At 63.4% G+C, this 23,479-nt stretch carries 19 protein-coding genes; 11 read left to right on the top strand and 8 right to left on the bottom strand.

Annotation, left to right across the window (positions count from 1 at the left end):
• The first annotated feature begins 170 nt into the window (after positions 1-170).
• The 8 genes from AC19YR_RS09715 (at position 171) to AC19YR_RS09680 (ending at position 10,409) form a co-directional block, all read left to right on the top strand.
• Positions 171-1,085 carry a LysR family transcriptional regulator gene (locus AC19YR_RS09715; protein WP_095106320.1) on the top strand — a complete coding sequence of 305 codons (915 nt, stop codon included), beginning with the start codon at positions 171-173 and terminating at the stop codon, positions 1,083-1,085.
• 103 nt (positions 1,086-1,188) lie between these two features.
• Positions 1,189-2,676, top strand: a complete 1,488-nt coding sequence (locus AC19YR_RS09710; RefSeq protein WP_095106318.1) for a gamma-aminobutyraldehyde dehydrogenase — start codon at positions 1,189-1,191, stop codon at positions 2,674-2,676.
• 131 nt (positions 2,677-2,807) lie between these two features.
• Positions 2,808-3,959 carry a putative ABC transporter substrate-binding protein YdcS gene (ydcS, locus tag AC19YR_RS09705; protein WP_500598202.1) on the top strand — a complete coding sequence of 384 codons (1,152 nt, stop codon included), beginning with the start codon at positions 2,808-2,810 and terminating at the stop codon, positions 3,957-3,959.
• Positions 3,960-4,182: 223 nt separating this feature from the next.
• On the top strand, positions 4,183-5,220 hold the full coding sequence (locus AC19YR_RS09700; protein WP_500598201.1) for an ABC transporter ATP-binding protein: 1,038 nt from the start codon (positions 4,183-4,185) through the stop codon (positions 5,218-5,220).
• Between the two features lies 1 nt (position 5,221).
• On the top strand, positions 5,222-6,151 hold the full coding sequence (locus AC19YR_RS09695) for an ABC transporter permease (RefSeq protein WP_095106312.1): 930 nt from the start codon (positions 5,222-5,224) through the stop codon (positions 6,149-6,151).
• Positions 6,141-6,950, top strand: coding sequence for an ABC transporter permease (locus AC19YR_RS09690; RefSeq protein WP_095106310.1), 810 nt, complete (start codon positions 6,141-6,143; stop codon positions 6,948-6,950). The genes AC19YR_RS09695 and AC19YR_RS09690 overlap by 11 nt, the downstream gene beginning before the upstream one ends.
• A 66-nt stretch (positions 6,951-7,016) precedes the next feature.
• Positions 7,017-8,441, top strand: a complete 1,425-nt coding sequence (locus AC19YR_RS09685) for a gamma-aminobutyraldehyde dehydrogenase (protein ID WP_500598198.1) — start codon at positions 7,017-7,019, stop codon at positions 8,439-8,441.
• A gap of 105 nt (positions 8,442-8,546) precedes the next feature.
• On the top strand, positions 8,547-10,409 hold the full coding sequence (locus tag AC19YR_RS09680; RefSeq protein WP_500598196.1) for an NAD(P)-binding protein: 1,863 nt from the start codon (positions 8,547-8,549) through the stop codon (positions 10,407-10,409).
• A gap of 500 nt (positions 10,410-10,909) precedes the next feature.
• On the opposite strand, the gene AC19YR_RS09675 is transcribed toward AC19YR_RS09680, so the two are convergent.
• Positions 10,910-11,095, bottom strand: coding sequence for a hypothetical protein (locus AC19YR_RS09675; RefSeq protein ID WP_095106305.1), 186 nt, complete (start codon positions 11,093-11,095; stop codon positions 10,910-10,912).
• A 273-nt stretch (positions 11,096-11,368) separates the two neighbouring features.
• Here AC19YR_RS09675 and AC19YR_RS09670 point away from each other — a divergent pair, with 273 nt between their 5' ends.
• Positions 11,369-12,550 carry a DUF418 domain-containing protein gene (locus AC19YR_RS09670; protein WP_500598194.1) on the top strand — a complete coding sequence of 394 codons (1,182 nt, stop codon included), beginning with the start codon at positions 11,369-11,371 and terminating at the stop codon, positions 12,548-12,550.
• A 48-nt stretch (positions 12,551-12,598) separates the two neighbouring features.
• Here AC19YR_RS09670 and AC19YR_RS09665 read toward each other — a convergent pair whose 3' ends face one another.
• From AC19YR_RS09665 to AC19YR_RS09655, 3 genes are all read right to left on the bottom strand, one after another.
• Entirely contained in the window at positions 12,599-13,705 is a 1,107-nt protein-coding gene (locus AC19YR_RS09665; RefSeq protein ID WP_500598192.1) for an NADH:flavin oxidoreductase/NADH oxidase, read from the bottom strand.
• A gap of 184 nt (positions 13,706-13,889) precedes the next feature.
• Positions 13,890-15,599 carry a single-stranded-DNA-specific exonuclease RecJ gene (gene recJ / locus AC19YR_RS09660; RefSeq protein ID WP_095106300.1) on the bottom strand — a complete coding sequence of 570 codons (1,710 nt, stop codon included), beginning with the start codon at positions 15,597-15,599 and terminating at the stop codon, positions 13,890-13,892.
• Between the two features lie 60 nt (positions 15,600-15,659).
• On the bottom strand, positions 15,660-16,202 hold the full coding sequence (locus tag AC19YR_RS09655; RefSeq protein ID WP_095106298.1) for a YaeQ family protein: 543 nt from the start codon (positions 16,200-16,202) through the stop codon (positions 15,660-15,662).
• A 148-nt stretch (positions 16,203-16,350) separates the two neighbouring features.
• Between AC19YR_RS09655 and AC19YR_RS09650 the strand changes: the two genes are divergently transcribed.
• The gene (locus tag AC19YR_RS09650; protein WP_095106297.1) at positions 16,351-17,550 is read left to right on the top strand and encodes a CaiB/BaiF CoA transferase family protein; all 1,200 of its coding nucleotides are present in this window, start codon (positions 16,351-16,353) and stop codon (positions 17,548-17,550) included.
• Positions 17,531-18,472 carry a TIGR02285 family protein gene (locus AC19YR_RS09645; RefSeq protein WP_500598189.1) on the top strand — a complete coding sequence of 314 codons (942 nt, stop codon included), beginning with the start codon at positions 17,531-17,533 and terminating at the stop codon, positions 18,470-18,472. The genes AC19YR_RS09650 and AC19YR_RS09645 overlap by 20 nt, the downstream gene beginning before the upstream one ends.
• A 167-nt stretch (positions 18,473-18,639) precedes the next feature.
• On the opposite strand, the gene AC19YR_RS09640 is transcribed toward AC19YR_RS09645, so the two are convergent.
• The 4 genes from AC19YR_RS09640 to AC19YR_RS09625 all read right to left on the bottom strand — a co-directional run bounded on the left by AC19YR_RS09640 (position 18,640) and on the right by AC19YR_RS09625 (position 23,360).
• On the bottom strand, positions 18,640-18,927 hold the full coding sequence (locus AC19YR_RS09640) for a DUF3509 domain-containing protein (RefSeq protein WP_095106293.1): 288 nt from the start codon (positions 18,925-18,927) through the stop codon (positions 18,640-18,642).
• A gap of 152 nt (positions 18,928-19,079) precedes the next feature.
• Positions 19,080-20,420 (bottom strand): transporter substrate-binding domain-containing protein, encoded by a 1,341-nt coding sequence (locus AC19YR_RS09635; RefSeq protein WP_500598187.1) that lies wholly within the window; start codon positions 20,418-20,420, stop codon positions 19,080-19,082.
• Between the two features lie 121 nt (positions 20,421-20,541).
• On the bottom strand, positions 20,542-21,951 hold the full coding sequence (thrC, locus tag AC19YR_RS09630; RefSeq protein WP_095106289.1) for a threonine synthase: 1,410 nt from the start codon (positions 21,949-21,951) through the stop codon (positions 20,542-20,544).
• 104 nt (positions 21,952-22,055) lie between these two features.
• Entirely contained in the window at positions 22,056-23,360 is a 1,305-nt protein-coding gene (locus tag AC19YR_RS09625; protein WP_095106287.1) for a homoserine dehydrogenase, read from the bottom strand.
• Positions 23,361-23,479: the final 119 nt, after the last annotated feature.

Raw genomic sequence — 23,479 nt, 5'->3', positions numbered from 1 at the left:
GCCGGAACAATAAGGCCATCAGCGTAGAGCTAAGTGCCCTTCGACAGTTTTCAAGAGTACTTCCAGATGTTGCTTACCCCTTGACGAGCCGGCAGGCGGTGATCCTCGGCTTTCTAAAAAAAAGATATAGACTCGAGCAAATCTATAAAAACGCCTAACCGGTAAACCCCATGATGACCCTGCGCCAGATCCGTCACTTCATCGCCGTGGCCGAAACCGGCTCCATCTCGGCCGCCGCCCAAGCGGTGTATATCTCCCAGTCCACCCTGACCCTGGCTATCCAGCAGCTGGAGCAGGAAATCGGCGTGACCCTGTTCAACCGCCACGCCAAAGGCATGACCCTGACCCACCAGGGCCATCAGTTTTTGCGCCAGGCCCACTTGATCCTGGCCACCGTGGACAACGCCAAGCGCAGCCTGCAACAGAGCACCGACCAGGTGGCCGGGCAACTGATCGTCGGCGTCACCAGCCTGGTGGCCGGTTACTACCTGGCAGACCTGCTCACCCGCTTTCAGCGCGCCTACCCCAACGTGGAAATCCGCGTGATGGAAGACGAGCGGCCCTACATCGAGCACTTGCTGGTGAGCGGCGAAATCGACGTGGGGGTGCTGATCCTGTCCAACCTGGAAGACCGCCACGCCTTGCAGACCGAGGTGCTGACCCACTCGCCCCATCGCCTGTGGCTGCCGGCCCAACACCCGCTGCTGGAGCGCGACAGCATCAACCTGGCGGATGTGGCCCGCGAGCCGCTGATCCAGTTGAACGTCGATGAGATGGACCGCAACGCCCAGCGCATGTGGGCCGCCGCCAGCCTGCAACCGCGCATCACCCTGCGCACCGCCTCCACCGAAGCGGTACGCAGCCTGGTGGCGGCGGGCCTCGGCGTGTCAGTGCAACCGGACATGACTTACCGCCCCTGGTCGCTGGAGGGCGACATCATCGAGGCGCGGCCCCTGGCCGACCTCAACCAAACCCTGGACGTCGGCCTGGCCTGGCGCCGGGGCACGGCGCGCCCGGCCCTGGTGGACCCCTTCCTGACCGTGGCCCGCGAACAACCCCATACCGGGCGCAAGCCATCTATTTAATCGAATGCCACCTTCGGTATTTAGTATTTGTCGACCTCACGCCCGACCTCTAGTCTCAGCGAACCCAATAAGAAAGGTCGGGCGCACCCAGCGGGAAGCCCCAATGACCGTACAAAAAAAGAGAACCTCCAAGATGGCTGGCGCGCAGACGCAACTGTCCACCGCATTGCTGATCGACGGCGAACTGGTCCAGGGCCAGGGCGTGGCCGAGCCGATCCTCAACCCCGCCACCGGGGAGGTGCTGACGCGCATCGCCGAGGCCAGCACCGAACAGGTCGAAAGCGCCGTACTGGCCGCCCACCGCGCCTTCGCCGGATGGTCGCGGACCACGCCGCAACAGCGCTCCAATATTCTGCTGGCGATAGCCGGGGCCATCGAAAAACACGCCGACCACCTCGCCCGCCTCGAAGCCCTCAATTGCGGCAAGCCCCTGCACCTGGCGCGCCAGGACGATTTGAACGCCACCGTGGACGTGTTCCGCTTTTTTGCCGGTGCGGTGCGCTGCCAAACCGGGCAACTGAGCGGCGAATACCTGCCGGGCTACACCAGCATGGTGCGCCGCGACCCCATTGGCGTGGTCGCCTCGATTGCACCGTGGAACTACCCGATCATGATGGCCGCGTGGAAAATCGCCCCCGCCCTGGCCGCCGGCAACACCCTGGTGTTCAAGCCGTCGGAGCACACGCCGCTGTCGATCCTGGCCCTGGCGCCGACCCTGGCCGAGCTGCTGCCGCGCGGGGTCATCAACATCATCTGCGGCGGTGGCGAAGGCGTGGGCAGCCACTTGGTCAGCCACCCGAAAGTGCGCATGGTGTCGCTGACCGGCGATATCGTCACTGGCCAGAAAATCCTCCAGGCCGCAGCCAAAACCCTCAAACGCACGCACCTGGAGCTGGGCGGCAAGGCGCCGGTGATCGTCTGCGACGACGCCGACCTGCAAGCGGTGGTCGAGGGTGTACGCAGCTACGGCTACTACAACGCCGGGCAAGACTGCACCGCCGCCTGCCGCATCTACGCCCAGGCCGGCATCCATGACCGCCTCGTCGCCGAACTGGGCGCGGCGGTCAGCAGCCTGCGCTTTGCCGGCAAGCGCGACGCCGACAACGAGATCGGCCCGCTCATCAGCACCCGCCAGCGCGACCGCGTGGCCAGTTTCGTCGAACGTGCCCTGAACCAGCCCCATATCGAGCGGGTGACCGGCGCGGCGGTGCACTCCGGTGCCGGGTTCTACTACCAGCCCACGCTGCTGGCCGGGTGCAAGCAAGGCGACGAAATCGTCCAGCGCGAAGTGTTCGGGCCGGTGGTGACGGTGACCCGTTTCGATGAACTGGCACAGGCCGTGGACTGGGCCAACGATTCGGAATACGGCCTGGCGTCGTCGGTGTGGACGCAGAACCTGGACAAAGCCATGCAAGTGGCCGCCCGCCTGCAATACGGCTGCACCTGGATCAACAGCCACTTCATGCTCGTCAGCGAAATGCCCCACGGCGGCCTGAAACGCTCCGGCTACGGCAAGGATTTGTCCAGCGACTCATTACAGGACTACAGCGTGGTCAGGCACATCATGGCCCGCCATGGCGGGCAGTTGTGAACGGCAAGTTTCAAGCGGCAAGCCGATGCGGGCGGGCCTTGTTCGTGCAGCTTGCCGCTTAAAACTTGCCGCTCGCCCCTAAGAGCTACGCTTCAACAACCCACAATAACTACAACCGCCGAGGGAATCCCATGTTCGCGCACAAGACCGCACTGCTCAGTGCACTCACCACCGCGTTGCTGGCCAGCGCCAGCCTGCAGGCCGCCGAACCGCTCAAGGCTTTGGGTGCGGGCGAGGGGCAGTTGGATATCGTCGCCTGGCCCGGCTATATCGAGCGCGGCGAAAGCGACAAGGCCTACGACTGGGTCACCGGGTTCGAGAAGGAAACCGGCTGCAAGGTCAACGTCAAGACCGCCGCCACCTCCGATGAGATGGTCAGCCTGATGGCCAAGGGCGGCTACGACCTGGTCACCGCCTCAGGCGACGCCTCGCTGCGCCTGATCGTTGGCAAGCGGGTGCAGCCGATCAACACCGCGCTCATCCCCAACTGGAAAAACCTCGACCCGCGCCTCAAGGACGCGCCTTGGTATGTGGTCGGCCAGCAGACCTTCGGCACCCCGTACCAGTGGGGCCCCAACGTGCTGATGTACAACACCGACGTGTTCAAGCAGGCGCCAACCAGTTGGAACGTGCTGTTCGAGGCCCAGAACCTGCCCGACGGCAAGGCCAACAAGGGCCGCGTGCAGGCCTATGACGGGCCGATCTACATCGCCGATGCGGCGCTGTACCTCAAGTCGGCCAAACCGGAGCTGGGCATCCAGAGCCCCTATGAGCTGACCGAAACCCAGTACCAGGCTGTGCTCGAACTGCTGCGCGCCCAGCAACCACTGATCCACCGCTACTGGCACGACACCACGGTGCAGATGAGCGATTTCAAGAACGAAGGGGTGGTGGCCTCCAGCGCCTGGCCGTATCAGGTCAACGGCCTGATAAACGAAAAGCAGCCGATTGCTTCCACCATTCCCAAGGAAGGTGCCACCGGTTGGGCCGACACCACCATGCTCCACGCCGAGGCCAAGCACCCGACCTGCGCCTACAAGTGGATGGACTGGTCGTTGCAACCCAAGGTACAGGGTGACGTGGCGGCGTGGTTCGGCTCCCTGCCGGCGGTGCCCGCTGCGTGCAGCGCCAGCGAACTGCTGGGCGGCGAAGGGTGCAAGACCAACGGTTTCGACCAGTTCGACCAGATCGCCTTCTGGAAAACCCCACAGGCCGAGGGCGGCAAGTTCGTGCCCTACAGCCGCTGGACCCAGGACTACATTGCCATCATGGGCGGTAGATAAATACTGCTGCCCTTGTGGGAGCGAGCCTGCTCGCGATAGCGATCCGAGACTCATGATCGATATCGACGGCTACACCGCCATCACGAGCAGGCTCGCTCCCACAGAAGGGCTGCACCGGTAGGGATACCGTGCCTCCCCACATCACGTTCGACCAACGCCTTGTTTTTTCAGAAGTCCAGGCAGGGCCGCTGCGACGGCCCGCGCCTTTTTGGAGCACCGCACCATGACGCTTGCAGTCCAATTCACCCAGGTTTCCCGACAGTTCGGCGAAGTCAAAGCCGTCGACCGGGTTTGCATCGATATCCAGGACGGCGAGTTCTTTTCCATGCTCGGCCCCTCCGGCTCGGGCAAGACCACCTGCCTGCGCCTGATTGCCGGGTTCGAGCAGCCCAGTGCCGGTTCCATCCGCATCCACGGCGAAGAAGCCGCCGGGTTGCCGCCGTACCAGCGCGACGTCAACACCGTGTTCCAGGATTACGCCCTGTTCCCCCACATGAACGTGCGTGACAACGTGGCCTACGGCCTCAAGGTCAAGGGCGTGGCCAAGGCCGAACGCCTGGCCCGGGCCGAGGAAGCCCTGGGCATGGTGGCCCTGGGCGGCTATGGCGAGCGCAAACCGGTGCAACTGTCCGGCGGCCAGCGCCAGCGTGTGGCCCTGGCCCGCGCCTTGGTCAAACGCCCCCGCGTCTTGCTGCTGGACGAACCCCTCGGCGCGCTGGACCTGAAACTGCGCGAACAAATGCAAAGCGAGCTGAAAAAGCTCCAGCGCCAACTGGGCATCACCTTTATTTTCGTCACCCACGACCAGACCGAAGCGCTGTCGATGTCCGACCGCGTGGCGGTGTTCAACAAGGGCCGCATCGAGCAGGTGGACACCCCGCGCAACCTCTACATGAAACCGGCCACGCCTTTCGTCGCCGAGTTCGTCGGCACCTCCAACGTGATCCGTGGCGAACTGGCCCAGCGCCTGAGCGGCAGCGCCCAACCGTTTTCGATCCGCCCCGAGCACGTGCGCTTTGCCGAGGGCCCGTTGGGCGCCGGCGAGGTGCAAGTGCGCGGCGTGCTCCACGACATCCAATACCAGGGCAGCGCCACCCGCTATGAGTTGAAACTGGACAACGGCCAGGCCCTGAACATCAGCCAGGCCAACACCCAGTGGCTGGACACCACGGCCCGCCATGCGGTCGGCCAGCCCCTCAGCGCGCGCTGGGCCCGTGAAGCCATGGTGACGCTGCGCGACACCGACGCAGGCGAGGTATGACATGAGCCTGGCCCTGACCCAACCGCCGCTGCGCCGGTTTTCCAACCTGCTGTACCGCAAGCCCAACCTGTACCTGTCGCTGCTGCTGGTGCCGCCGCTGATCTGGTTCGGCGCGATCTACCTCGGCTCGCTGCTGACCCTGCTGTGGCAAGGTTTCTACACCTTCGACGACTTCACCATGGCCGTTACCCCGGACCTGACCCTGGGCAACTTCGCCGCGCTGTTCCAGCCGTCGAACTTCGACATCATCCTGCGCACCCTGAGCATGGCCATCGTGGTCTCCCTGGCCAGCGCCGCCCTGGCCTTCCCCATCGCCTACTACATGGCGCGCTACACCACGGGCAAGACCAAGGCGTTTTTCTACATCGCGGTGATGATGCCGATGTGGGCCAGCTACATCGTCAAGGCCTACGCCTGGACCCTGCTGCTGGCCAAGGGCGGCGTGGCGCAGTGGTTCGTCGAGCACCTGGGGCTCACGCCGGTGTTGCAGTTCATCCTGGGCATCCCGGGTGTGGGCGGCAGCACCCTGTCCACCTCGCACCTGGGGCGTTTCATGGTGTTCGTCTACATCTGGCTGCCGTTCATGATCCTGCCGATCCAGGCCTCCCTGGAACGCCTGCCGCCGTCCCTGCTGCAAGCCTCGGCCGACCTGGGCGCCAAGCCGCGCCAGACCTTCATGCAAGTGATCCTGCCGCTGTCGATCCCGGGCATCGCCGCCGGGTCGATCTTCACCTTCTCCCTGACCCTGGGCGACTTCATCGTGCCGCAACTGGTGGGCCCGCCGGGCTACTTCGTCGGCAGCATGGTCTACGCCCAGCAGGGCGCCATCGGCAACATGCCCATGGCAGCGGCCTTCACCCTGGTGCCGATCGTGCTGATCGCCATCTACCTGTCCATCGTCAAACGCCTGGGGGCCTTCGATGCACTCTGAAAAATCTTCCTGGGGCCTGAAGATCGCGGCCTGGGGCGGGTTGGTGTTCTTGCACTTCCCGATCCTGATTATCTTTCTCTACGCCTTTAACACCGAAGAAGCGGCGTTCAGCTTCCCGCCCCAGGGCCTGACCCTGAAGTGGTTCAGCGTGGCCTTCTCGCGCCCGGACGTGCTCGAAGCCATCAAGCTGTCATTGCAGATCGCCGCTATCGCCACCCTGATCGCCATGGTGCTCGGCACACTGGCCTCGGCGGCGCTGTATCGCCGGGACTTCTTCGGCAAACAGGGCATCTCGCTGATGCTGATCCTGCCCATCGCATTGCCGGGGATCATCACCGGTATCGCCCTGCTGGCGACCTTCAAGACCCTGGGCATTGAGCCGGGGATGTTCACCATCATCGTCGGCCACGCGACCTTCTGCGTGGTGATCGTCTACAACAACGTCATCGCCCGCCTGCGCCGCACCTCCCATAGCCTGATCGAGGCCTCCATGGACCTGGGCGCCGACGGCTGGCAGACCTTCCGCTACATCATCCTGCCCAACCTCGGCTCGGCTTTGCTGGCCGGCGGCATGCTGGCGTTTGCCCTGTCGTTCGACGAAATCATCGTCACCACCTTCACCGCCGGCCACGAACGCACCCTGCCGCTGTGGCTGCTCAACCAACTGAGCCGCCCGCGCGACGTACCGGTGACCAACGTGGTGGCGATGCTGGTGATGCTGGTCACCATGATCCCCATCCTGGGCGCCTATTACCTGACACGCGGCGGTGAAAGCGTGGCGGGCAGCGGCGGCAAGTAAGCCTTGGCGCGCCTTGCTCCCGCGCACCGACAAAAAGAAAAACTCAGCTTTGAAAAGGACCGCACCATGCAAACCAAACTCCTGATTAACGGCCAACTCGTCGCCGGCGAAGGCCCGGCCCAAGCGGTGCTCAACCCGGCCCTGGGCCAGGTGCTGGTGGAAATTGCCGAAGCCAGCGAAGCCCAAGTCGATGCCGCCGTGCGCGCCGCCGACGCGGCGTTCGAGGGCTGGTCGCAAACCCCGCCCAAGGACCGCGCCCTGTTGCTGCTCAAACTGGCCGACGCCATCGAGGCCCACGGCGCGGAACTGGCGAAGCTGGAGTCGGACAACTGCGGCAAGCCCTACAGCGCCGCCCTCAACGACGAGATCCCGGCGATTGCCGACGTGTTCCGCTTCTTCGCCGGCGCCAGCCGCTGCATGGGCGGTTCGGCCGGTGGCGAATACCTGGCCGGCCACACCTCGATGATCCGCCGCGACCCGGTGGGCGTGATCGCCTCCATCGCGCCGTGGAACTACCCGCTGATGATGGTCGCCTGGAAAATCGCCCCGGCCCTGGCCGCCGGTAATACCGTGGTGCTCAAGCCGTCGGAACAAACCCCGTTGACCGCCCTGCGCCTGGCGCAACTGGCGGCGGATATTTTCCCTGCCGGCGTACTCAACCTGGTGTTTGGCCGTGGGCCAACGGTGGGCAGCCCTCTGGTGAACCACCCCAAAGTGCGCATGGTGTCGCTGACCGGCTCCATCGCCACGGGGGCAAACATCATTTCCAGCACCGCCGACAGCGTCAAACGGATGCACATGGAACTGGGCGGCAAGGCGCCGGTGCTGATCTTCAACGACGCCGACATCGATGCCGCCGTCGAAGGCATCCGCACCTTCGGCTTCTACAACGCCGGGCAAGACTGCACCGCCGCGTGCCGCATCTACGCCCAGGCCGAGATCTACGACGCGTTCGTCGAGAAGCTCGGCGCGGCGGTGGCCAGCCTCAAGTACGGCCTACAGGATGACCCGGCCACCGAGCTGGGGCCGCTGATTACCGCCCAACACCGCGACCGCGTGGCCGGGTTTGTCGAGCGGGCCGTGGCCCAGCCCAACATCCGCCTCATTACCGGCGGCAAAGCCGTGGCCGGCGACGGCTTCTTCTTCGAGCCCACGGTGCTGGCCGACGCCCAGCAGGACGACGAAATCGTGCGCCGCGAAGTGTTCGGCCCGGTGGTTTCGGTGACCCGCTTCAACGACGAAGCGCAAGTGCTGGCCTGGGCCAACGATTCGGACTACGGCCTCGCCTCGTCGGTATGGACCGCCGACGTCGGCCGCGCCCATCGCCTCGCCGCGCGCCTGCAATACGGCTGCACCTGGGTCAACACACACTTTATGCTGGTCAGCGAAATGCCCCACGGCGGTCAGAAACTGTCCGGTTACGGCAAGGATATGTCCATGTATGGGCTGGAGGACTACACCACGGTGCGCCATGTGATGTTCAAGCACTGAGCCCGCAAAACCTGCCCAGAAACCTGTTCTGTGGGAGCGTTCCCACAGACTGGCATGCCCTGCCTTGCGCCCGCTGTCCCATAAGAAAACACCTCAGGAATCCCCATGGATATCACCCGTCGCGACTTCCTCAACGGCGTCGCCATCACCGTCGCCGCCGGCATGACCCCGCTGCAATTGCTGCAAGCCGCCCCCGACGGGCGCTATTACCCGCCCGCCCTCACTGGGCTGCGGGGCAGCCATGTCGGCTCGTTCGAAATCGCCCACCAAATGGGCTGGGATAAGAAAGTGTTCAACACCGATCACCTGCCCGTCAGCGAGGATTACGACCTGGTGGTGGTCGGCGGGGGCCTGAGTGGATTGTCGGCGGCCTGGTTCTACCGGGAGAAACACCCCCACGCACGCATTCTGATCCTGGAAAACCACGACGACTTCGGCGGCCACGCCAAGCGCAACGAATTCCAGGCCGGCGGGCGCACGATCATCGGCTACGGCGGCAGCGAGGCCTTCCAGTCGCCTAATCACCTGTACAGCGCCGAGGTCAACGGCCTGCTGAAAAAACTCGGGGTCGATATCAAGCGTTTTGAAACCGCGTTCGACCGCCCGTTCTATCCCAGCCTCGGCCTGTCGCGGGGGGTGTTCTTCGACAAGGAAAACTTCGGCGAAGACAAACTGGTCAGCGGCGACCCGACGCCCATGGTCGCCGACGACATCGCCCCGGATCAGTTACACGCCCGCAGCCTGCGCGACTTCATCAACGACTTCCCGCTGCCGCAAAGCGACCGCGACGCCCTGATCGCCCTGCACACCGCGCCGCGGGATTACCTCGCGGGCAAAACCCAGGCAGAAAAAACCGCGCACCTGGAAAGCACCAGTTATCGCGATTTTTTACTCAAGGACGTAGGCCTGACCCCGGCCGCAGTGAAGTACTTCCAGAGCCGCACCAACGACTTCATGGCCCTGAGCATCGATGCCGTGGCGGCGTATGACGCCTACAACGTCGGTTTCCCCGGTTTCAGCGCGATGGATCTGGAACCCATCAGCGAAGAAGCCCAGGCAGAAATGGAAGAGCCCTACATCTACCACTTCCCCGACGGCAATGCGTCCCTGGCGCGGTTGTTGGTGCGCAGCCTGATTCCCACCGTGGCCCCGGGCCATGACATGGAAGACATCGTCCTCGCGCCGTTCGACTACGCCAAACTCGACCAGCCCAAGGCCCCGGTGCGCCTGCGCCTCAACAGCACGGTGGTCAGCGTGCGCAATGTCGGCGCCGGCGTGCATATCGGCTACAGCCGCGGCGGGCAACTGAGCCAGGTGCGCGGCAAGCGTTGCATCATGGCCTGCTACAACATGGTCATTCCCTACCTGCTGCGCGACCTCCCCGCCGACCAGGCCCACGCCTTAAGCCAGAACGTGAAGTTCCCGCTGGTGTACACCAAGGTGCTGATCCGCAACTGGGAGGCGTGGCGCAACCTGGGTGTGCATGAGATCTACGCTGCGACCCAGCCCTACAGCCGCATCAAGCTCGACTACCCGGTGAGCATGGGCGGCTACGAACACCCGCGTGACCCGAGCCAGCCCATTGGCCTGCACATGGTCTACGTGCCCACCAGCCCCACCAGCGGCATGACCGCCCGCGACCAGGCCCGCGCCGGCCGTGGCCGCCTCTACGGGCAAACTTTCGAGGTGCTCGAAGCGCAACTGCGCGACCAGTTGCAACGCATGCTCGGGCCGGGCGGCTTCGACCACCAGAACGACATCCTGAGCATCACCGTCAACCGTTGGTCCCACGGCTACGCGTACTTCTCCAACAGCCTCTATGACGATGCCGACGAAAGCGAAAAATGGATGAACCTGGCACGCCAGCCTGTCGGCAATGTGAGCATCGCCAACTCGGATGCGGCCTGGAGCGCCTACGCCCACGCGGCCATCGATGAAGCACACCGAGCGGTGGAGGAAGTGGGCTAACCGCCCACCGGTCCCCTAAGGGCCGTGGCTGGCCTACACCTACTGTGTGAACAGGCTTGTGTGGTGTGGGCGGGGCTTGTTTTTCCTCTGTGGGCGAGATTTTTCTTCTGTGGGAGCGAACCTGCTCGCGATGGCGGCATTCCAGCCGCCACAAGTGCATCGCCTATCTTGGCCTCATCGCGGGCAAGGCCCGCTCCCACAGGGTGGGTAGGATTTTTCTCTCATCTGGGGGCGGGATTTTTCTTCTGTGAGAGCGAGCCTGCTCGCGATGGCGGCATTCCAGCCGCCACAAGTGCATCGCCTGTACTGGCCTCATCGCGGGCAAGGCCCGCTCCCACAGGGTGGGTAGGATTTTTCTCTCCTCTGGGGGCGGGATTTTTTCTTCTGTGGGAGCGAGCCTGCTCGCGATGGCGGCATTCCAGCCGCCACAAGTGCATCGCCTGTACTGGCCTCATCGCGGGCAGGGCCCGCTCCCACAGGGGGAGTGGGGGTTTGCCGTGCTAAAACCGTGAGACGCTGCGCATCGCATCCACCAGGTAGCGCATGGCGGTGCGGTCGGCCTCGGACAAGGTTCGGTATTGCTCCACCAACTTCAACTCTTCTGAACTCAAGCGCCGGGTGCGGCGCGTCAGGCCCAGGCCCGAGAGAAAACCCAACAACCTGACTGCGCTCTGTTCTTTTGCCATGGACGATGTCCCTCTGCATTCGGAATAACTTCAGACACTTCATCGCCCTGCGTCCCTTTTCAGCAGCGGCTGTCCCTGTGCCGCTGTTTGAAACCTTCCGGCTTAAGGGCTGAAGCCGGTGATGGGCTTAAGAATAGAAAGTTTTTTCAGATCGTGAGAATTTTTTAGAGTAATTAGTCAAAAAACTTCCCAGCGGTTTTTTCACCCTAAACAATCACCGTGATCCGCTACCATCGCGCACCCACGCCACTCATCCCCACAAGGACGTTACTGATGACCGGCCCCCTCCCCCCTGCGACGCGCCTGCACACGGTCGATGCCCTGCGCGGTTTTGCCCTGTTGGGCATTCTGGCAGTCAATGTGTGGGCGTTTGCCGACCCGATGTACGGCACCGGCGCCACCAGCCTGTTTTACGCCAGCCCCCTCGACCACGTGCTGCGGGTGCTCACCAGCACCCTGGTGGAAACCAAGTTCTACCTGCTGTTCTCCTTCCTGTTCGGCTACAGCTTCACCTTACAAATGGCCAGCGCCGAGCGGGCGGGCGCGGCGTTCGTGCCGCGCATGCTGCGCCGGCAACTGGGTTTGCTGGTGCTGGGGGTGCTCCATGGCGTGCTGTTGTTCCATGGCGAAATCCTCACCATTTACGCCGTGCTGGGCCTGGTGCTGCTGGCCGCGCACCGTGTGCGGCCCAAAACCGCCGTGCTCATCGCCTGCACCTTGCTGTTGACGACGGGGACGCTGTTCGTCGTCGCCGGCGCCCTGGCCATCAGCACCGGCGACCCGTTCGACACGGTGATTACCGCCAGCGACCCCGCCCTTACCGCGTACCGCAATGGGCCGTTGGCGACCCTGGCCTATCACGCCAGCCGTTTTGTGCCGACCCAAGTGTTTTTGTGGATCATCCAGGGCCCCAGCGCCCTGGCGATGTTCCTGCTGGGCTTTGCCGCCGGCCGCCAGCAATTACTGAGCGCCCCGGACCCCGTGCAGCCCTACGCGCGCAGGCTGCTGGCGATTGGCTTGCCCATCGGCCTGCTGGGCGGGTTGTTTTATGGCCTGGTGGAGACGTTCATCCCCGGCGGCGGCCTGGAATTGCTGGCCTTCGGCATCGGCCAATTGAGCGCGCCACTGCTGACGGCGAGCTATGGGCTGCTGATGCTGCGCCTGTTCCGCGGCGCGGGTGGGGAGCCCCTGGTGCGGCACCTGGCGCCGTTGGGGCGGATGTCGTTGAGCAACTACGTGCTGCAATCGGTGGCATTGGGCCTGTTGTTCAGCGGCTATGGCGGGGCGCTTATCGCCGAAATGCCATCACCGTTGCTGCTCGTCTCGGTGCTGGTGATTTTCACCGTGCAACTGCGCCTGAGCACGTGGTGGCTGGCGCGCCACCCTTACGGGCCGCTGGAATGGCTGCTGCGGGCGGTGACGTTGCGGCAAGTGCCGGCATGGCGGCGGGCCTGAAAAAACCCAGCCCCGCTCAACGGAGCAGGGCTGGGGCGTGGCGCAGGGTCAATCCCGCAGGTCGGATTCGTGGATCGGTGAGTCGCGGTGGGTTGCCCGTTGGTACTGCGCCGGCCAGGTGGCTTGGCGGCTGCCCAGGTCATCGTCGGCGTGCAGCGGCCAGTACGGGTCGCGCAGCAGTTCCCGGGCCAGCAGGATGATATCGGCCTGGCAGGTGCGCAGGATGTGCTCGGCCTGAGCCGGCTCGGTAATCAGGCCGACAGTGCCGGTGGCGATACCTGACTCCTTGCGCACCCGTTCGGCAAAGCGCGTCTGGTAGCCCGGGCCGATGGGGATTTCCGCGTTGGCTGCGGTGCCGCCGGAGGACACGTCGATCAAATCCACCCCAAGGGCCTTGAGGCGCCGCGCCAGTTCCACGGTTTCGTCCGGGTTCCAACCGTCCTCGACCCAATCGGTGGCCGAAACCCGCACAAACAGCGGCAGCTCTTGCGGCCACACCTCGCGCACCGCCTCGGTGACTTGCAGCACCAGGCGAATGCGGTTGTCGAACGAGCCACCGTATGAGTCCTGGCGCTGGTTGCTCAGGGGCGAGAGAAATTGGTGCAGCAGGTAACCGTGGGCCGCGTGCACCTCGACTACCTTGAACCCCGCTTCCAGGGCACGTTTGGCGGCCTCGACGAAGGCCTGGATGATCTCGCCGATCTGCCCTTCGCTCAGTTGCACGGGCGCGGTGTGTTCCGGGTCGAAGGCAATGGGCGACGGGCCGACCGGCACCCAGCCGCCGTCCGCCGGTTTGACGCTGCCATGCTTGCCCAACCAGGGCCGGTGGGTGCTGGCCTTACGCCCGGCGTGGGCCAGTTGGATGCCGGCCACGGCGCCCTGGGCGGTGATGAACCGGGTGATGCGTTGCAGGGGTTCGATCTGTGCGTCATTCCATAGGCCCAGGTCTTGGGCGGTGATGCGGCCATCGGCGGTGACGGCGGTGGCTTCGGTGAAAATCAGGCCGGCGCCACCCACGGCGCGGCTGCCCAGGTGCACCAGGTGCCAGTCGTTGGCCAGGCCATCAACGCTGGAATACTGGCACATGGGTGACACCGCGATGCGGTTGGGGAGGGTCAGTTGACGCAGGGTATAGGGCTCAAGCAGCAGACTCATGGGGCACCTCTCGATCAGTGGTCAGGCTCCAGGGTTCTGTTTGAATAGTCCGCGAGTGACAAGAAGGGTGCAGCGCCCGCCCCCGCGGGCAAAAAATGAAGGATAGGTCACAAGGCCAATCAAGCAGTGCTTAGAGACTAGTCGACAACCCGCGATGCAGGAGGGTTCGCTTTATCGGTGCGAATCAACGCGGCTCGATGTGGGCGATCATCAGTTGCACACTTTCCTTGCCGCGAAACTCGTTGAGGTCGAGCTTGTAGGCCAGTTCCACCCAATCCACCCGGGCGTTGGCCCAGGCCTGGGGGTCGATGCCGAAAGCGATGCCGTCGATTTTCACCGAGCCACATTCGCTTTTGAGCACCACTTTGAGGTGGCGCTCGCCGACGATGCGTTTTTCCAGCAACTGGAACACCCCGTGGAACAACGGCTCGGGAAAGTGCTGGCCCCAGGGCCCGGCGTCGCGCAGGGCGCGGGCCAGTTCCAGGTTGAACTCGGTCATCGCCAGGGCGCCATCGGTGAGCAGGCGCCCGGTCAGGTCTTCTTCGCGCAGTTGGCGGCGCACTTCGGCGTCGAAGGCCTCGGCGAACAACGGGAAGTTTTCCTGGGGCAGGCTCAGGCCCGCCGCCATGGCGTGGCCGCCGTATTTGCCCATGAGGTCCGGGTGCTGGGCGGCGACGACACTCAGGGCATCGCGGATGTGAAAGCCCTGCACCGAACGCCCGGAGCCTTTGAGCATGCCGTCCCCCGCGTCGGCGAAGGCGATGGTGGGCCGGTGGTAGCGGTCCTTCATACGCGAGGCGAGGATGCCGATCACGCCCTGGTGCCAGTCCGGGTCGAACAGGCACAGGCCGAACGGCATCGATTCCACCGGCAAGTCCTTGAGCTGGGCCAGGGCCTCGCGCTGCATGCCTTGTTCGATGGATTTGCGATCCTTGTTCAGGTCATCGAGTTGCACCGCCATGTCCCGCGCCAACTCCGGGTCGGCGGTGAGCAGGCATTCGATGCCCAGGCTCATGTCGTCCAGGCGCCCCGCCGCGTTCAGGCGCGGGCCGAGGATGAAGCCCAGGTCGGTGGAGGTGATGCGCGATGCCTCGCGCTTGGCCACGTCGAGGATCGCCTTGATGCCCGGGCGGGCGCGCCCGGCGCGGATCCGCTCCAGGCCCTGATGCACCAGGATGCGGTTGTTGGCATCCAGCGGCACCACATCGGCGACGCTGCCCAGGGCCACCAGGTCCAGCAGGTCGCCGATGTTGGGCTGCGCCTGGTTGGCGTAGCGGCCGAGGCTGCGCAGGCGTGCGCGCAGGGCCATCAGCACGTAGAAAATCACCCCGACGCCGGCCAGGGCCTTGCTGGGGAACGCGCAACCGGGTTGGTTGGGGTTGACGATGGCGTCCGCCGCGGGCAACTCCTGGCCGGGCAAGTGGTGGTCGGTGACCAGCACCTTCAAGCCCGCCGCCTTGGCCGCCGCCACGCCTTCGACGCTGGAAATGCCGTTGTCCACGGTTATCAACAGGTGCGGCTCACGGGTCAGCGCCACTTCGACGATTTCCGGGGTCAGGCCGTAGCCGTACTCAAAACGGTTGGGCACCAGGTAATCGACATGGGCCGCCCCCAGCAAGCGCAGGCCCAGCAGGCCCACGGTGCTGGCGGTGGCGCCGTCGGCGTCGAAGTCGCCGACGATGAGGATGCGTTGGCGCTCGTCCAGCGCGGTCACCAGCAAATCCACCGCCGCCTCGATGCCCTTGAGCTGTTGGAACGGGATCAACCGCGCCAGGCTCTTGTCCAGCTCAGCCTGGGATTGCACGCCACGGGCGGCGTACAAGCGGGTCAATAGCGGCGGCAGGTCGCCAAGAAACGGCAGGGTGGCGGGCAACGGGCGGGGTTCGATACGCATAGGGCGGTGCAGGCTTCTCGTTATCAGGCAGGGAGCGGCGGTTGGCGAAGGGGCGAGCGATCAGCCGCGTTCGCCCATCAGCCACTGCAACTGGACTTCGTGCTGGCCGCGGTCGTCGGTGACGAAAATCGTCCCTTCGCTAATCATCACGTCCCACTTGATGACGCGGGGCATGTCCTTGGCCAGGGTTTCGAGGACGTCTTCGGGCACGGCGGCGACGTTGACGTTCTTCAGGTTTTTCACCGCGGGGATGACCTTGCCTTCCCATACGCGCAGGCTGCCGTAGGCCAGCAGGCTGGTGCGTTCGGTGCGCCGCGAGCACCAGGTCAGGCGCTCGGCGTCGGGTTGGCCGACTTCGATCCAGTGCAGCACGCGATCATCCAGGCTTTTTTCCCACAAGGCCGGCTCGTCCACTTCCGAAAGGCCACGGCCAAACGACAATTGCTCGTTGTACCAGAAGGCGTAGGCCAGCAGGCGCACGGTCATCCGCGTTTCGGTTTCCGAGGGGTGGCGGGCGATGGTTTGCTTGACGCTTTCGTACACCCCGCGGTCGAGGTCGGTGAGGTTCAGTTCAAACTTGTAGGTCGTGGACGGCTGGGCCATGAACGGGCTTCTTGATACGGGGAAAGGCGGCAAGTCTAACCGATGCGTGAGTCATTCAACGAATCCGTGACGCATCGCACTTTAGCCGGAATGCCCGGCTATGTTAAAAGGCTGACTTCGCTTAGTCGTTTGTCCTACAGGATCTTTCATGCCGCTTACTGCCAAACCTCTGTCCGGGGTCAAAGTCGTCGAACTCGGCACTTTGATCGCCGGGCCGTTTGCCTCGCGCATCTGCGGCGAATTCGGCGCCGATGTCATCAAGGTGGAATCCCCGGACGGCGGCGACCCGCTGCGCAAATGGCGCAAGCTGTATGAAGGCACGTCGCTGTGGTGGTTCGTGCAGGCGCGCAACAAGAAGTCCCTGACCCTAAACCTCAAGCACCCCGAAGGCCTGGCCATCCTCAAGCAATTGCTGGGCGAAGCGGACATCCTGATCGAGAACTTCCGCCCTGGCGTATTGGAAAAACTTGGCCTGGGCTGGGACGTGCTCCACGCCCTGAACCCGAAACTGGTGATGGTGCGCCTGTCCGGCTTCGGCCAGACCGGGCCGATGAAGGACCAGCCCGGTTTCGGCGCGGTCGGTGAATCCATGGGCGGGCTGCGCTACATCACCGGGTTCGAGGACCGCCCGCCGGTGCGCACGGGGATTTCCATCGGTGATTCGATTGCTGCCCTGTGGGGCGTGATCGGCGCACTGATGGCGCTGCGACATCGCGAGATGAACGGTGGCCAGGGCCAAGTGGTGGACGTGGCGCTGTATGAAGCGATCTTCGCCATGATGGAAAGCATGGTGCCGGAGTTCGATGTGTTCGGTTTTATCCGCGAACGCACCGGCAACATCATGCCGGGCATCACGCCCTCCTCCATCCACACCAGCGCCGACGGCAAGCATGTGCAGATCGGCGCCAATGGCGATGCGATCTTCAAGCGCTTCATGCACACCGTTGGCCGCGACGATTTGGCCAATGACCCGGCGCTGGCCAGCAATGATGGGCGCGACAGCCGCCGCGACGAGCTGTATGGGGTGATTGATCGCTGGGTCAGTGCCTTGCCGCTGGAGACGGTGATCGAGCGCCTGAACCAAGCCGAAGTACCCGCCAGCCGGATCTTCAGCGCCGAGGATATGTTCAGCGACCCGCAGTTCCTGGCCCGGGAAATGTTCCTGCAGGCCAAGCTGCCCGACGGCAAGAACTTCAAGATGCCGGGCATCGTGCCCAAACTTTCCGACACGCCCGGCAGCGCGCAATGGGTGGGGCCGCAACTGGGCGAACACAACAGCCAGATACTGGGTGAGTTGGGTTTCGACGCCGAGCAGATCCGCCGCCTGCATGAAGCAGGAGCCATTTAAACTGGCCAGCCGTTTTCGACCGGCGGCGGCGCGCCTGAACCTGCTGCTGCGGCGCTGCCGGGCGCTGCTGGCGTTCGGCCTGCTGATGGGGCTGTGCGCCATGCCCCAAGCGGCGCAGGCCAAGCAAGTGCTGGTATGGCTGTTACGCGACTTACCGCCGCTGACCATTTTCGAAGGCCCGCAAAAGGGCCGTGGTGTGATCGACCAACTGATGCCCGCGCTGATCGCCAGCCTGCCGGAATACGAACACAGCATCCTGCGGGTCAACCGCGCCCGCGGCTTGCAGATGCTCCAGGAACCCACTTTCACCTGCGACCCGTCTTTGCTCTGGAGCCAGGAACGGACGCGTTGGATCGCCTATTCCAGCCCCAGCCTGCGGATCATGAGCAACGGTTTGGCGGTGCGTCGGCAAGACCGTGAAGCCCTGGCGCCCTTTATCCAGGACGGCGAAATCGACCTCGCCGCGTTGCTCGCCAGCGATGGCAAAAAACTCGGCGTGGTGGCCGAGCGCAGCTATGGGCAGAACGTCGACCAATGGCTCAAGCAGGCCCCCGCCCAGGCCCTGACGGCGCACTACGGCAATGATGCTTTGGGCAGCCTGCTGCAAATGCAGCGCCTGGGGCGCTTGAGCGCGTTGTTGGGGTATTGGGCAGAGATCCGCTACCAGGCGCAGCAGCAAGGCATCGACCCGGCCGAGTTGAGCTTCTATCCAATCCGCCAGACTCCGCACTATCAATCGCTGCATATCGGCTGCTCGGACACCGAGGAAGGTCGTCAGGTCATCGCCCGCATCAACCAAACCCTGCACACCCTGGACTTGCAACAACTGAGCGAAAGCTACGCCGCGTGGCTAGACACCTCCATGCGCGGCGCCTATCGCGAAGAGATCCGGGGCTTTTTCGCGGCCCCGCCGCAGCCCTGAGAAACGCCGGGCAAAAAGAAACCCCGAGAAGTGGGGAGACGACTCGGGGTTAAACGTGGTCTATCGAGACCAGTACAGCAAGCGGCAAACACCGGAGCACAATGTTTGATCCTGCTGTTAAAAACTCTGACTGACTAAAGCTGTGGAAGGTTCCCACAAAAAACCAATCAATTTCCTCTAGCACGGGCCAGATCCGCCGCAGCACTACGCATGGCGGCGATCAGGCAGGGCTCCAAGCGGCCTTCGGCAATCATCAGGTCCCGGTGCAAACCGTCGACCACATCGGTCAGCAAGCGCCGGTCATGCAGTTGCAACTGATTGACCTCCCGTTCAAGCACGATGCCACCGGCGGCATTTCTCAGGGTTACCAAGCAATGGCCCTCGGCGCCGCAGGGTGTCAATGCCACCCGGTAAGGGCTCAAGGCCTCGGACAGTAACAGGCTGATACTTTCCATCTCGTCACCACTCAATAGTCCGGACATGAAATGCCTGAAGGCAGGCTGTTTCTAGATGACCTGCGGCCCGGCGAAAAAGTTCGACGTGCCTGCCAGCCTTGGAAAGGCCAGCATGCTCCGTGAACATGACACAAAGAAAACAGCCCATGGCTTCAACGTTGCACATCCCCGGACTCGATCCAGCCGCCCATCAAGCCGCGCAACTCCCCCTGGGCGCTATAGAACGGCACCGTCCACTGGTAGACATCCAGGGTTCCTTCCCTGAAGGTCAACTGCCGATTGATGAAGCGGGACTTCTGGCTGGCCAACTGTTCGATCAGCTCCCTGTGCAACTGCTCGGCGGTTTCCCGGGGCAGCAGGTCGATATCCGTCAGCAACCGGCCCTTGACCTGGTCCTGGCGCACTGAAAAGCGTTCTTCATAGCTCTTGTTGCACAGCACCAGGCGTGCCTGCTGGTCGCGGACGAAAATCGGCGTGGGGATGGCATTGAGCAGCGCACTCTGGAAAGCCAACTGGTCGCTGAGTTGTTGCTCGGCCTTGAGGCGCAACTGCACCTGCTCGTTGAACCGGCGGCGCCATGCCATCGAGATCAGGAAAAAAGCCCCGGTAACGATCCCGCCCAGGCACAACCACGAGTACAGGCGCTGCCACAGTGATGGTGGGGTCTGCGCGATACCGCCCACCCATTTCTGGCGCATGGCGCGCAACTCGGCGGCCGTGAACGCATCGAGTGCCTTGTTGATGATGCTCAACAGTTGTGGGTGTTTTTTGTGCATCGCCAGGTGATCGGGCTCCCAGATGCCGTCGACGCTATGACCGACCTTGAGCGCCCCGGCCGGATAGAGATAGGCACCTGTTTCGTTTTCGATGGTGGCGTCGACCTCACCGTTCTCGACCAACGCCCTGGCCTCTGCCTGGGTCATGACGGTGTGCAACTTGATGGCCGGGTAATGGAGCTGGATCTTGCGCTCCAGTGCATGCCGGGCAGGCAGCGCCAACCGCTTGCCGGCGAGGTGTTCCAGGGCCTTCGGCTGCGACTCGCCGGCGCGCACCACGAACACCCAGCTCGAACCACCGTAGGCGTGGCTGAAGTTGAGGAATGCCCGGCGCTCCTCGTTGATCGCCAGGGTGGTGCTCATGTCTGCCGTGCCATTTTCCAGCAACTCAAGCATCTGCACCGTTGAGGAAACTTCCTGATGGACAAAACGCAGGCCGGTCAGCAATGAAATGCGGCCAAGAATGTCGTTGTTCAGCCCCGCCCATTCACCGCTTTCATCCTTGAACAGGTACAGCGGATACGGCAATGAAGCCACCACCACTTGCGGGTGTTCGCGGATCCATTGCAACTCGGCGTCGTCCAGGCCCAGAACGTTGCCCACCGCCTGCATGTCGCGACCGAACAGCGACGCCCCCTGGGCCGTTGCCGTGAGCCCCAGGACCCCCAATAAAAACAGCCAGCTCAAGGCTGGCTTAAACCACTCTAAGAACCTCATTTGCACTTTCCTTCACTGTCATTCGCCCGTCCTTTGGGGGGCGAAACTGCGACAAGTGTGGCACGCACAAATGCGAAAGCCCGTCAGGTGACGGGCTTAAAAATGTGACAGTTCTAGTCGGTCAAAGTGGCTTGCCGCGGTTGCCATGCTGACTGACAAAGGCCTGTACGGTTTTCAGGTCGTTGGCCAGAACCGTGCACCTCTCTTCTCGCTCAAACAAATCAGAAAGGTGAGCAGGCAGCTCAAGGGCTTTTCCTACTCCAGCTTTCTCGACAGCCTCAGGGAATTTCACCGGGTGGGCGGTGCCCAAGATCACCATCGGGACATCCAGACTGCGTCGGCACTCACGGGCCGCCCGAACACCGATGGCAGTGTGCGGGTCGAGCAACTCGCCGGTTTGCTCGAAGACATCGGCGATGGTTTCGCAGGTCTGCTCATCGTCCACTGCCAGAGAGTCGAACAGCTTGCGGGTTTCGGTCCAGCGGTCCTGTTCGACGCTGAAACCGCCGCCCTGCTTGAAGCTGTCCATCAGGCCGGCCAGCGCCGCGCCATTGCGCCCGTGCATGTCGAACAACAAACGCTCAAAGTTCGACGACACCATGATGTCCATCGACGGCGACAGGGTGGCGTGCAGGGTTTCCTTGACGTACTGATTGCCGCTCATGAAGCGGTGCAGGATGTCGTTGCGGTTGGTGGCCACGATCAATTGGTTGATCGGCAGGCCCATGTTGCGGGCCAGATAGCCGGCGAAGATATCGCCGAAGTTGCCGGTCGGCACCGAGAACGCCACCGAGCGCGCCGGGCCGCCCAACTGCAGCGCCGCGTGGAAGTAATAGACGATCTGGGCCATGATCCGCGCCCAGTTGATGGAATTGACCGCCACCAGGCGCGTGCCCTTGAGGAAGCCCTGGTCGGCGAAACTGGCCTTGACCATTTCCTGGCAGTCGTCAAAGTTGCCTTCGATGGCGATGTTGTGGATGTTCTCGCCAAAGAGCGTGGTCATCTGCCGGCGCTGCACTTCCGAGACGCGGTTGTGCGGGTGCAGGATGAAAATGTCGACATTTTCGCAATGCTTGCAGCCTTCGATGGCCGCCGAGCCGGTATCGCCGGAGGTGGCGCCGATGATGACCACTCGCTCGCCGCGCTTTTGCAGCACGTGGTCAAGCAAACGGCCGAGCAGTTGCAGGGCAAAGTCCTTGAACGCCAGGGTGGGGCCGTGGAACAGCTCCAATACCCATTCGTTGCCGTTGAGCTGGCGCAACGGCGCCACGGCGCTGTGGGAAAACACGCCGTAGGTTTCTTCCAGGATCTTTTTGAAGTCGGCGTCGGCAATGCTACCGGTAACGAACGGGCGCATGACCCGGAACGCCAGCTCGTGGTAAGGCAGGCCCGCCCAGGAGGCTATTTCTTCCTGGGTGAAGCGCGGCAGGTTTTCGGGTACGTAAAGACCGCCATCGCTGGCCAGACCGGCCAACAGGACATCTTCGAAATTGAGGGCCGGTGCCTGGCCGCGGGTGCTGATATAGCGCATAAAGGCAAACCTTTGGTTTGGGCTTCAAGCTACAAGCCATAAGCGACAAGTTGAAAGCGACTGTGCTTTAACCTGCAGCTTGCAGCTCGAAACTTGCCGCTGAGTTAGTTCAAGTGTTCGACGCGGATACGTACGACCGGCCCGACCACGCCCTGGAGCGCTTCCAGTGCCCGGATGGCGTCGTTGATGTGCTGTTCCAGCACACGGTGCGTCAGCAGGATCATCGGCACCAGGCCGTCGTGTTCCTCGACTTCCTTCTGCATGATCGATTCGATATTGATGCCGCGCTCCGACAGGATGCTGGCCACCTGGGCCAGTACGCCTGGGTGATCCTTGGCCTGGATGCGCAGGTAGTAGGCACTTTCGCATTCCTCGATCGGCAGGATCGGGTGGGCCGACAGCAGGTCAGGCTGGAACGCCAGGTGCGGCACGCGGTTTTCCGGGTCGCTGGTCATGGCGCGGACCACATCCACCAGGTCGGCGATGACCGAGGAAGCCGTCGGTTCCATGCCGGCGCCGGCGCCGTAGAACAGGGTCGAGCCGCAGGCATCGCCATTGACCATGACCGCGTTCATCACGCCGTTGACGTTGGCGATCAGGCGATCGGCCGGGATCAGCGTCGGGTGCACGCGCAGTTCGATGCCCGCAGGCGTACTGCGGGCGACACCAAGGTGCTTGATGCGGTAGCCCAGGGCTTCGGCGTAGTTCACGTCAGCGGTGGTCAGTTTGGTGATGCCTTCGGTGTAGGCCTTGTCGAACTGCAGCGGCACACCGAATGCGATGGATGCCAGGATGGTCAGCTTGTGGGCGGCATCGATGCCTTCCACATCGAACGTCGGGTCGGCTTCGGCATAGCCAAGGGCCTGGGCTTCGACCAGCACGTCCTCGAAGGTACGACCCTTCTCGCGCATTTCGGTGAGGATGAAGTTGCCTGTGCCGTTGATGATCCCCGCCACCCAGTTGATGCGGTTGGCCGACAGACCTTCGCGGATCGCCTTGATAACCGGGATACCGCCGGCCACGGCTGCTTCGAAGGCCACGATCACGCCCTTTTCCTGGGCCTTGGCGAAAATCTCGTTGCCGTGCACGGCAATCAGCGCTTTGTTGGCGGTGACCACGTGCTTGCCGTTTTCGATGGCTTTCAACACCAGTTCGCGGGCGATGGTGTAGCCGCCAATCAATTCGATGACGATATCGATTTCAGGGTTGGTGGCGACGGCGAAGACATCATTGGTAATGGGGGTACCGGTAATCTCGCATTGAGGGTTTGGCGTACGCATGGCAATTTGAGCCACTTCGATTCCACGCCCGGCACGGCGGGCAATCTCCTCGGCGTTACGCTGAAGTACGTTGAAGGTACCGCCACCGACGGTACCTAACCCACAGATGCCTACTTTGACCGGATTCACGCTGAACTCCCCATAAAACGGCCGACTCAAGGTCGGCCGTGGAAAACAGCCGCACACGCGCGGCCCTCTGTTAATGGAACGGCGAACGTTTTCGCCGGGCCATGATCGCCAAGACTCGG

The sequence above is a fragment of the Pseudomonas sp. MF08817 genome (genome assembly GCF_059862705.1).
This window is presented reverse-complemented; position numbering and strand designations above follow the sequence as displayed.

Bases quoted from the DNA above. Each gene is read 5' to 3' on its own strand.
- AC19YR_RS09715 (WP_095106320.1), top strand. From the start codon at position 171: ATGATGACCCTGCGCCAGATCCGTCACTTCATCGCCGTGGCCGAAACC.
- AC19YR_RS09710 (WP_095106318.1), top strand. From the start codon at position 1,189: ATGACCGTACAAAAAAAGAGAACCTCCAAGATGGCTGGCGCGCAGACG.
- ydcS (WP_500598202.1), top strand. From the start codon at position 2,808: ATGTTCGCGCACAAGACCGCACTGCTCAGTGCACTCACCACCGCGTTG.
- AC19YR_RS09700 (WP_500598201.1), top strand. From the start codon at position 4,183: ATGACGCTTGCAGTCCAATTCACCCAGGTTTCCCGACAGTTCGGCGAA.
- AC19YR_RS09695 (WP_095106312.1), top strand. From the start codon at position 5,222: ATGAGCCTGGCCCTGACCCAACCGCCGCTGCGCCGGTTTTCCAACCTG.
- AC19YR_RS09690 (WP_095106310.1), top strand. From the start codon at position 6,141: ATGCACTCTGAAAAATCTTCCTGGGGCCTGAAGATCGCGGCCTGGGGC.
- AC19YR_RS09685 (WP_500598198.1), top strand. From the start codon at position 7,017: ATGCAAACCAAACTCCTGATTAACGGCCAACTCGTCGCCGGCGAAGGC.
- AC19YR_RS09680 (WP_500598196.1), top strand. From the start codon at position 8,547: ATGGATATCACCCGTCGCGACTTCCTCAACGGCGTCGCCATCACCGTC.
- AC19YR_RS09675 (WP_095106305.1), bottom strand. From the start codon at position 11,095: ATGGCAAAAGAACAGAGCGCAGTCAGGTTGTTGGGTTTTCTCTCGGGC.
- AC19YR_RS09670 (WP_500598194.1), top strand. From the start codon at position 11,369: ATGACCGGCCCCCTCCCCCCTGCGACGCGCCTGCACACGGTCGATGCC.
- AC19YR_RS09665 (WP_500598192.1), bottom strand. From the start codon at position 13,705: ATGAGTCTGCTGCTTGAGCCCTATACCCTGCGTCAACTGACCCTCCCC.
- recJ (WP_095106300.1), bottom strand. From the start codon at position 15,599: ATGCGTATCGAACCCCGCCCGTTGCCCGCCACCCTGCCGTTTCTTGGC.
- AC19YR_RS09655 (WP_095106298.1), bottom strand. From the start codon at position 16,202: ATGGCCCAGCCGTCCACGACCTACAAGTTTGAACTGAACCTCACCGAC.
- AC19YR_RS09650 (WP_095106297.1), top strand. From the start codon at position 16,351: ATGCCGCTTACTGCCAAACCTCTGTCCGGGGTCAAAGTCGTCGAACTC.
- AC19YR_RS09645 (WP_500598189.1), top strand. From the start codon at position 17,531: ATGAAGCAGGAGCCATTTAAACTGGCCAGCCGTTTTCGACCGGCGGCG.
- AC19YR_RS09640 (WP_095106293.1), bottom strand. From the start codon at position 18,927: ATGGAAAGTATCAGCCTGTTACTGTCCGAGGCCTTGAGCCCTTACCGG.
- AC19YR_RS09635 (WP_500598187.1), bottom strand. From the start codon at position 20,420: ATGAGGTTCTTAGAGTGGTTTAAGCCAGCCTTGAGCTGGCTGTTTTTA.
- thrC (WP_095106289.1), bottom strand. From the start codon at position 21,951: ATGCGCTATATCAGCACCCGCGGCCAGGCACCGGCCCTCAATTTCGAA.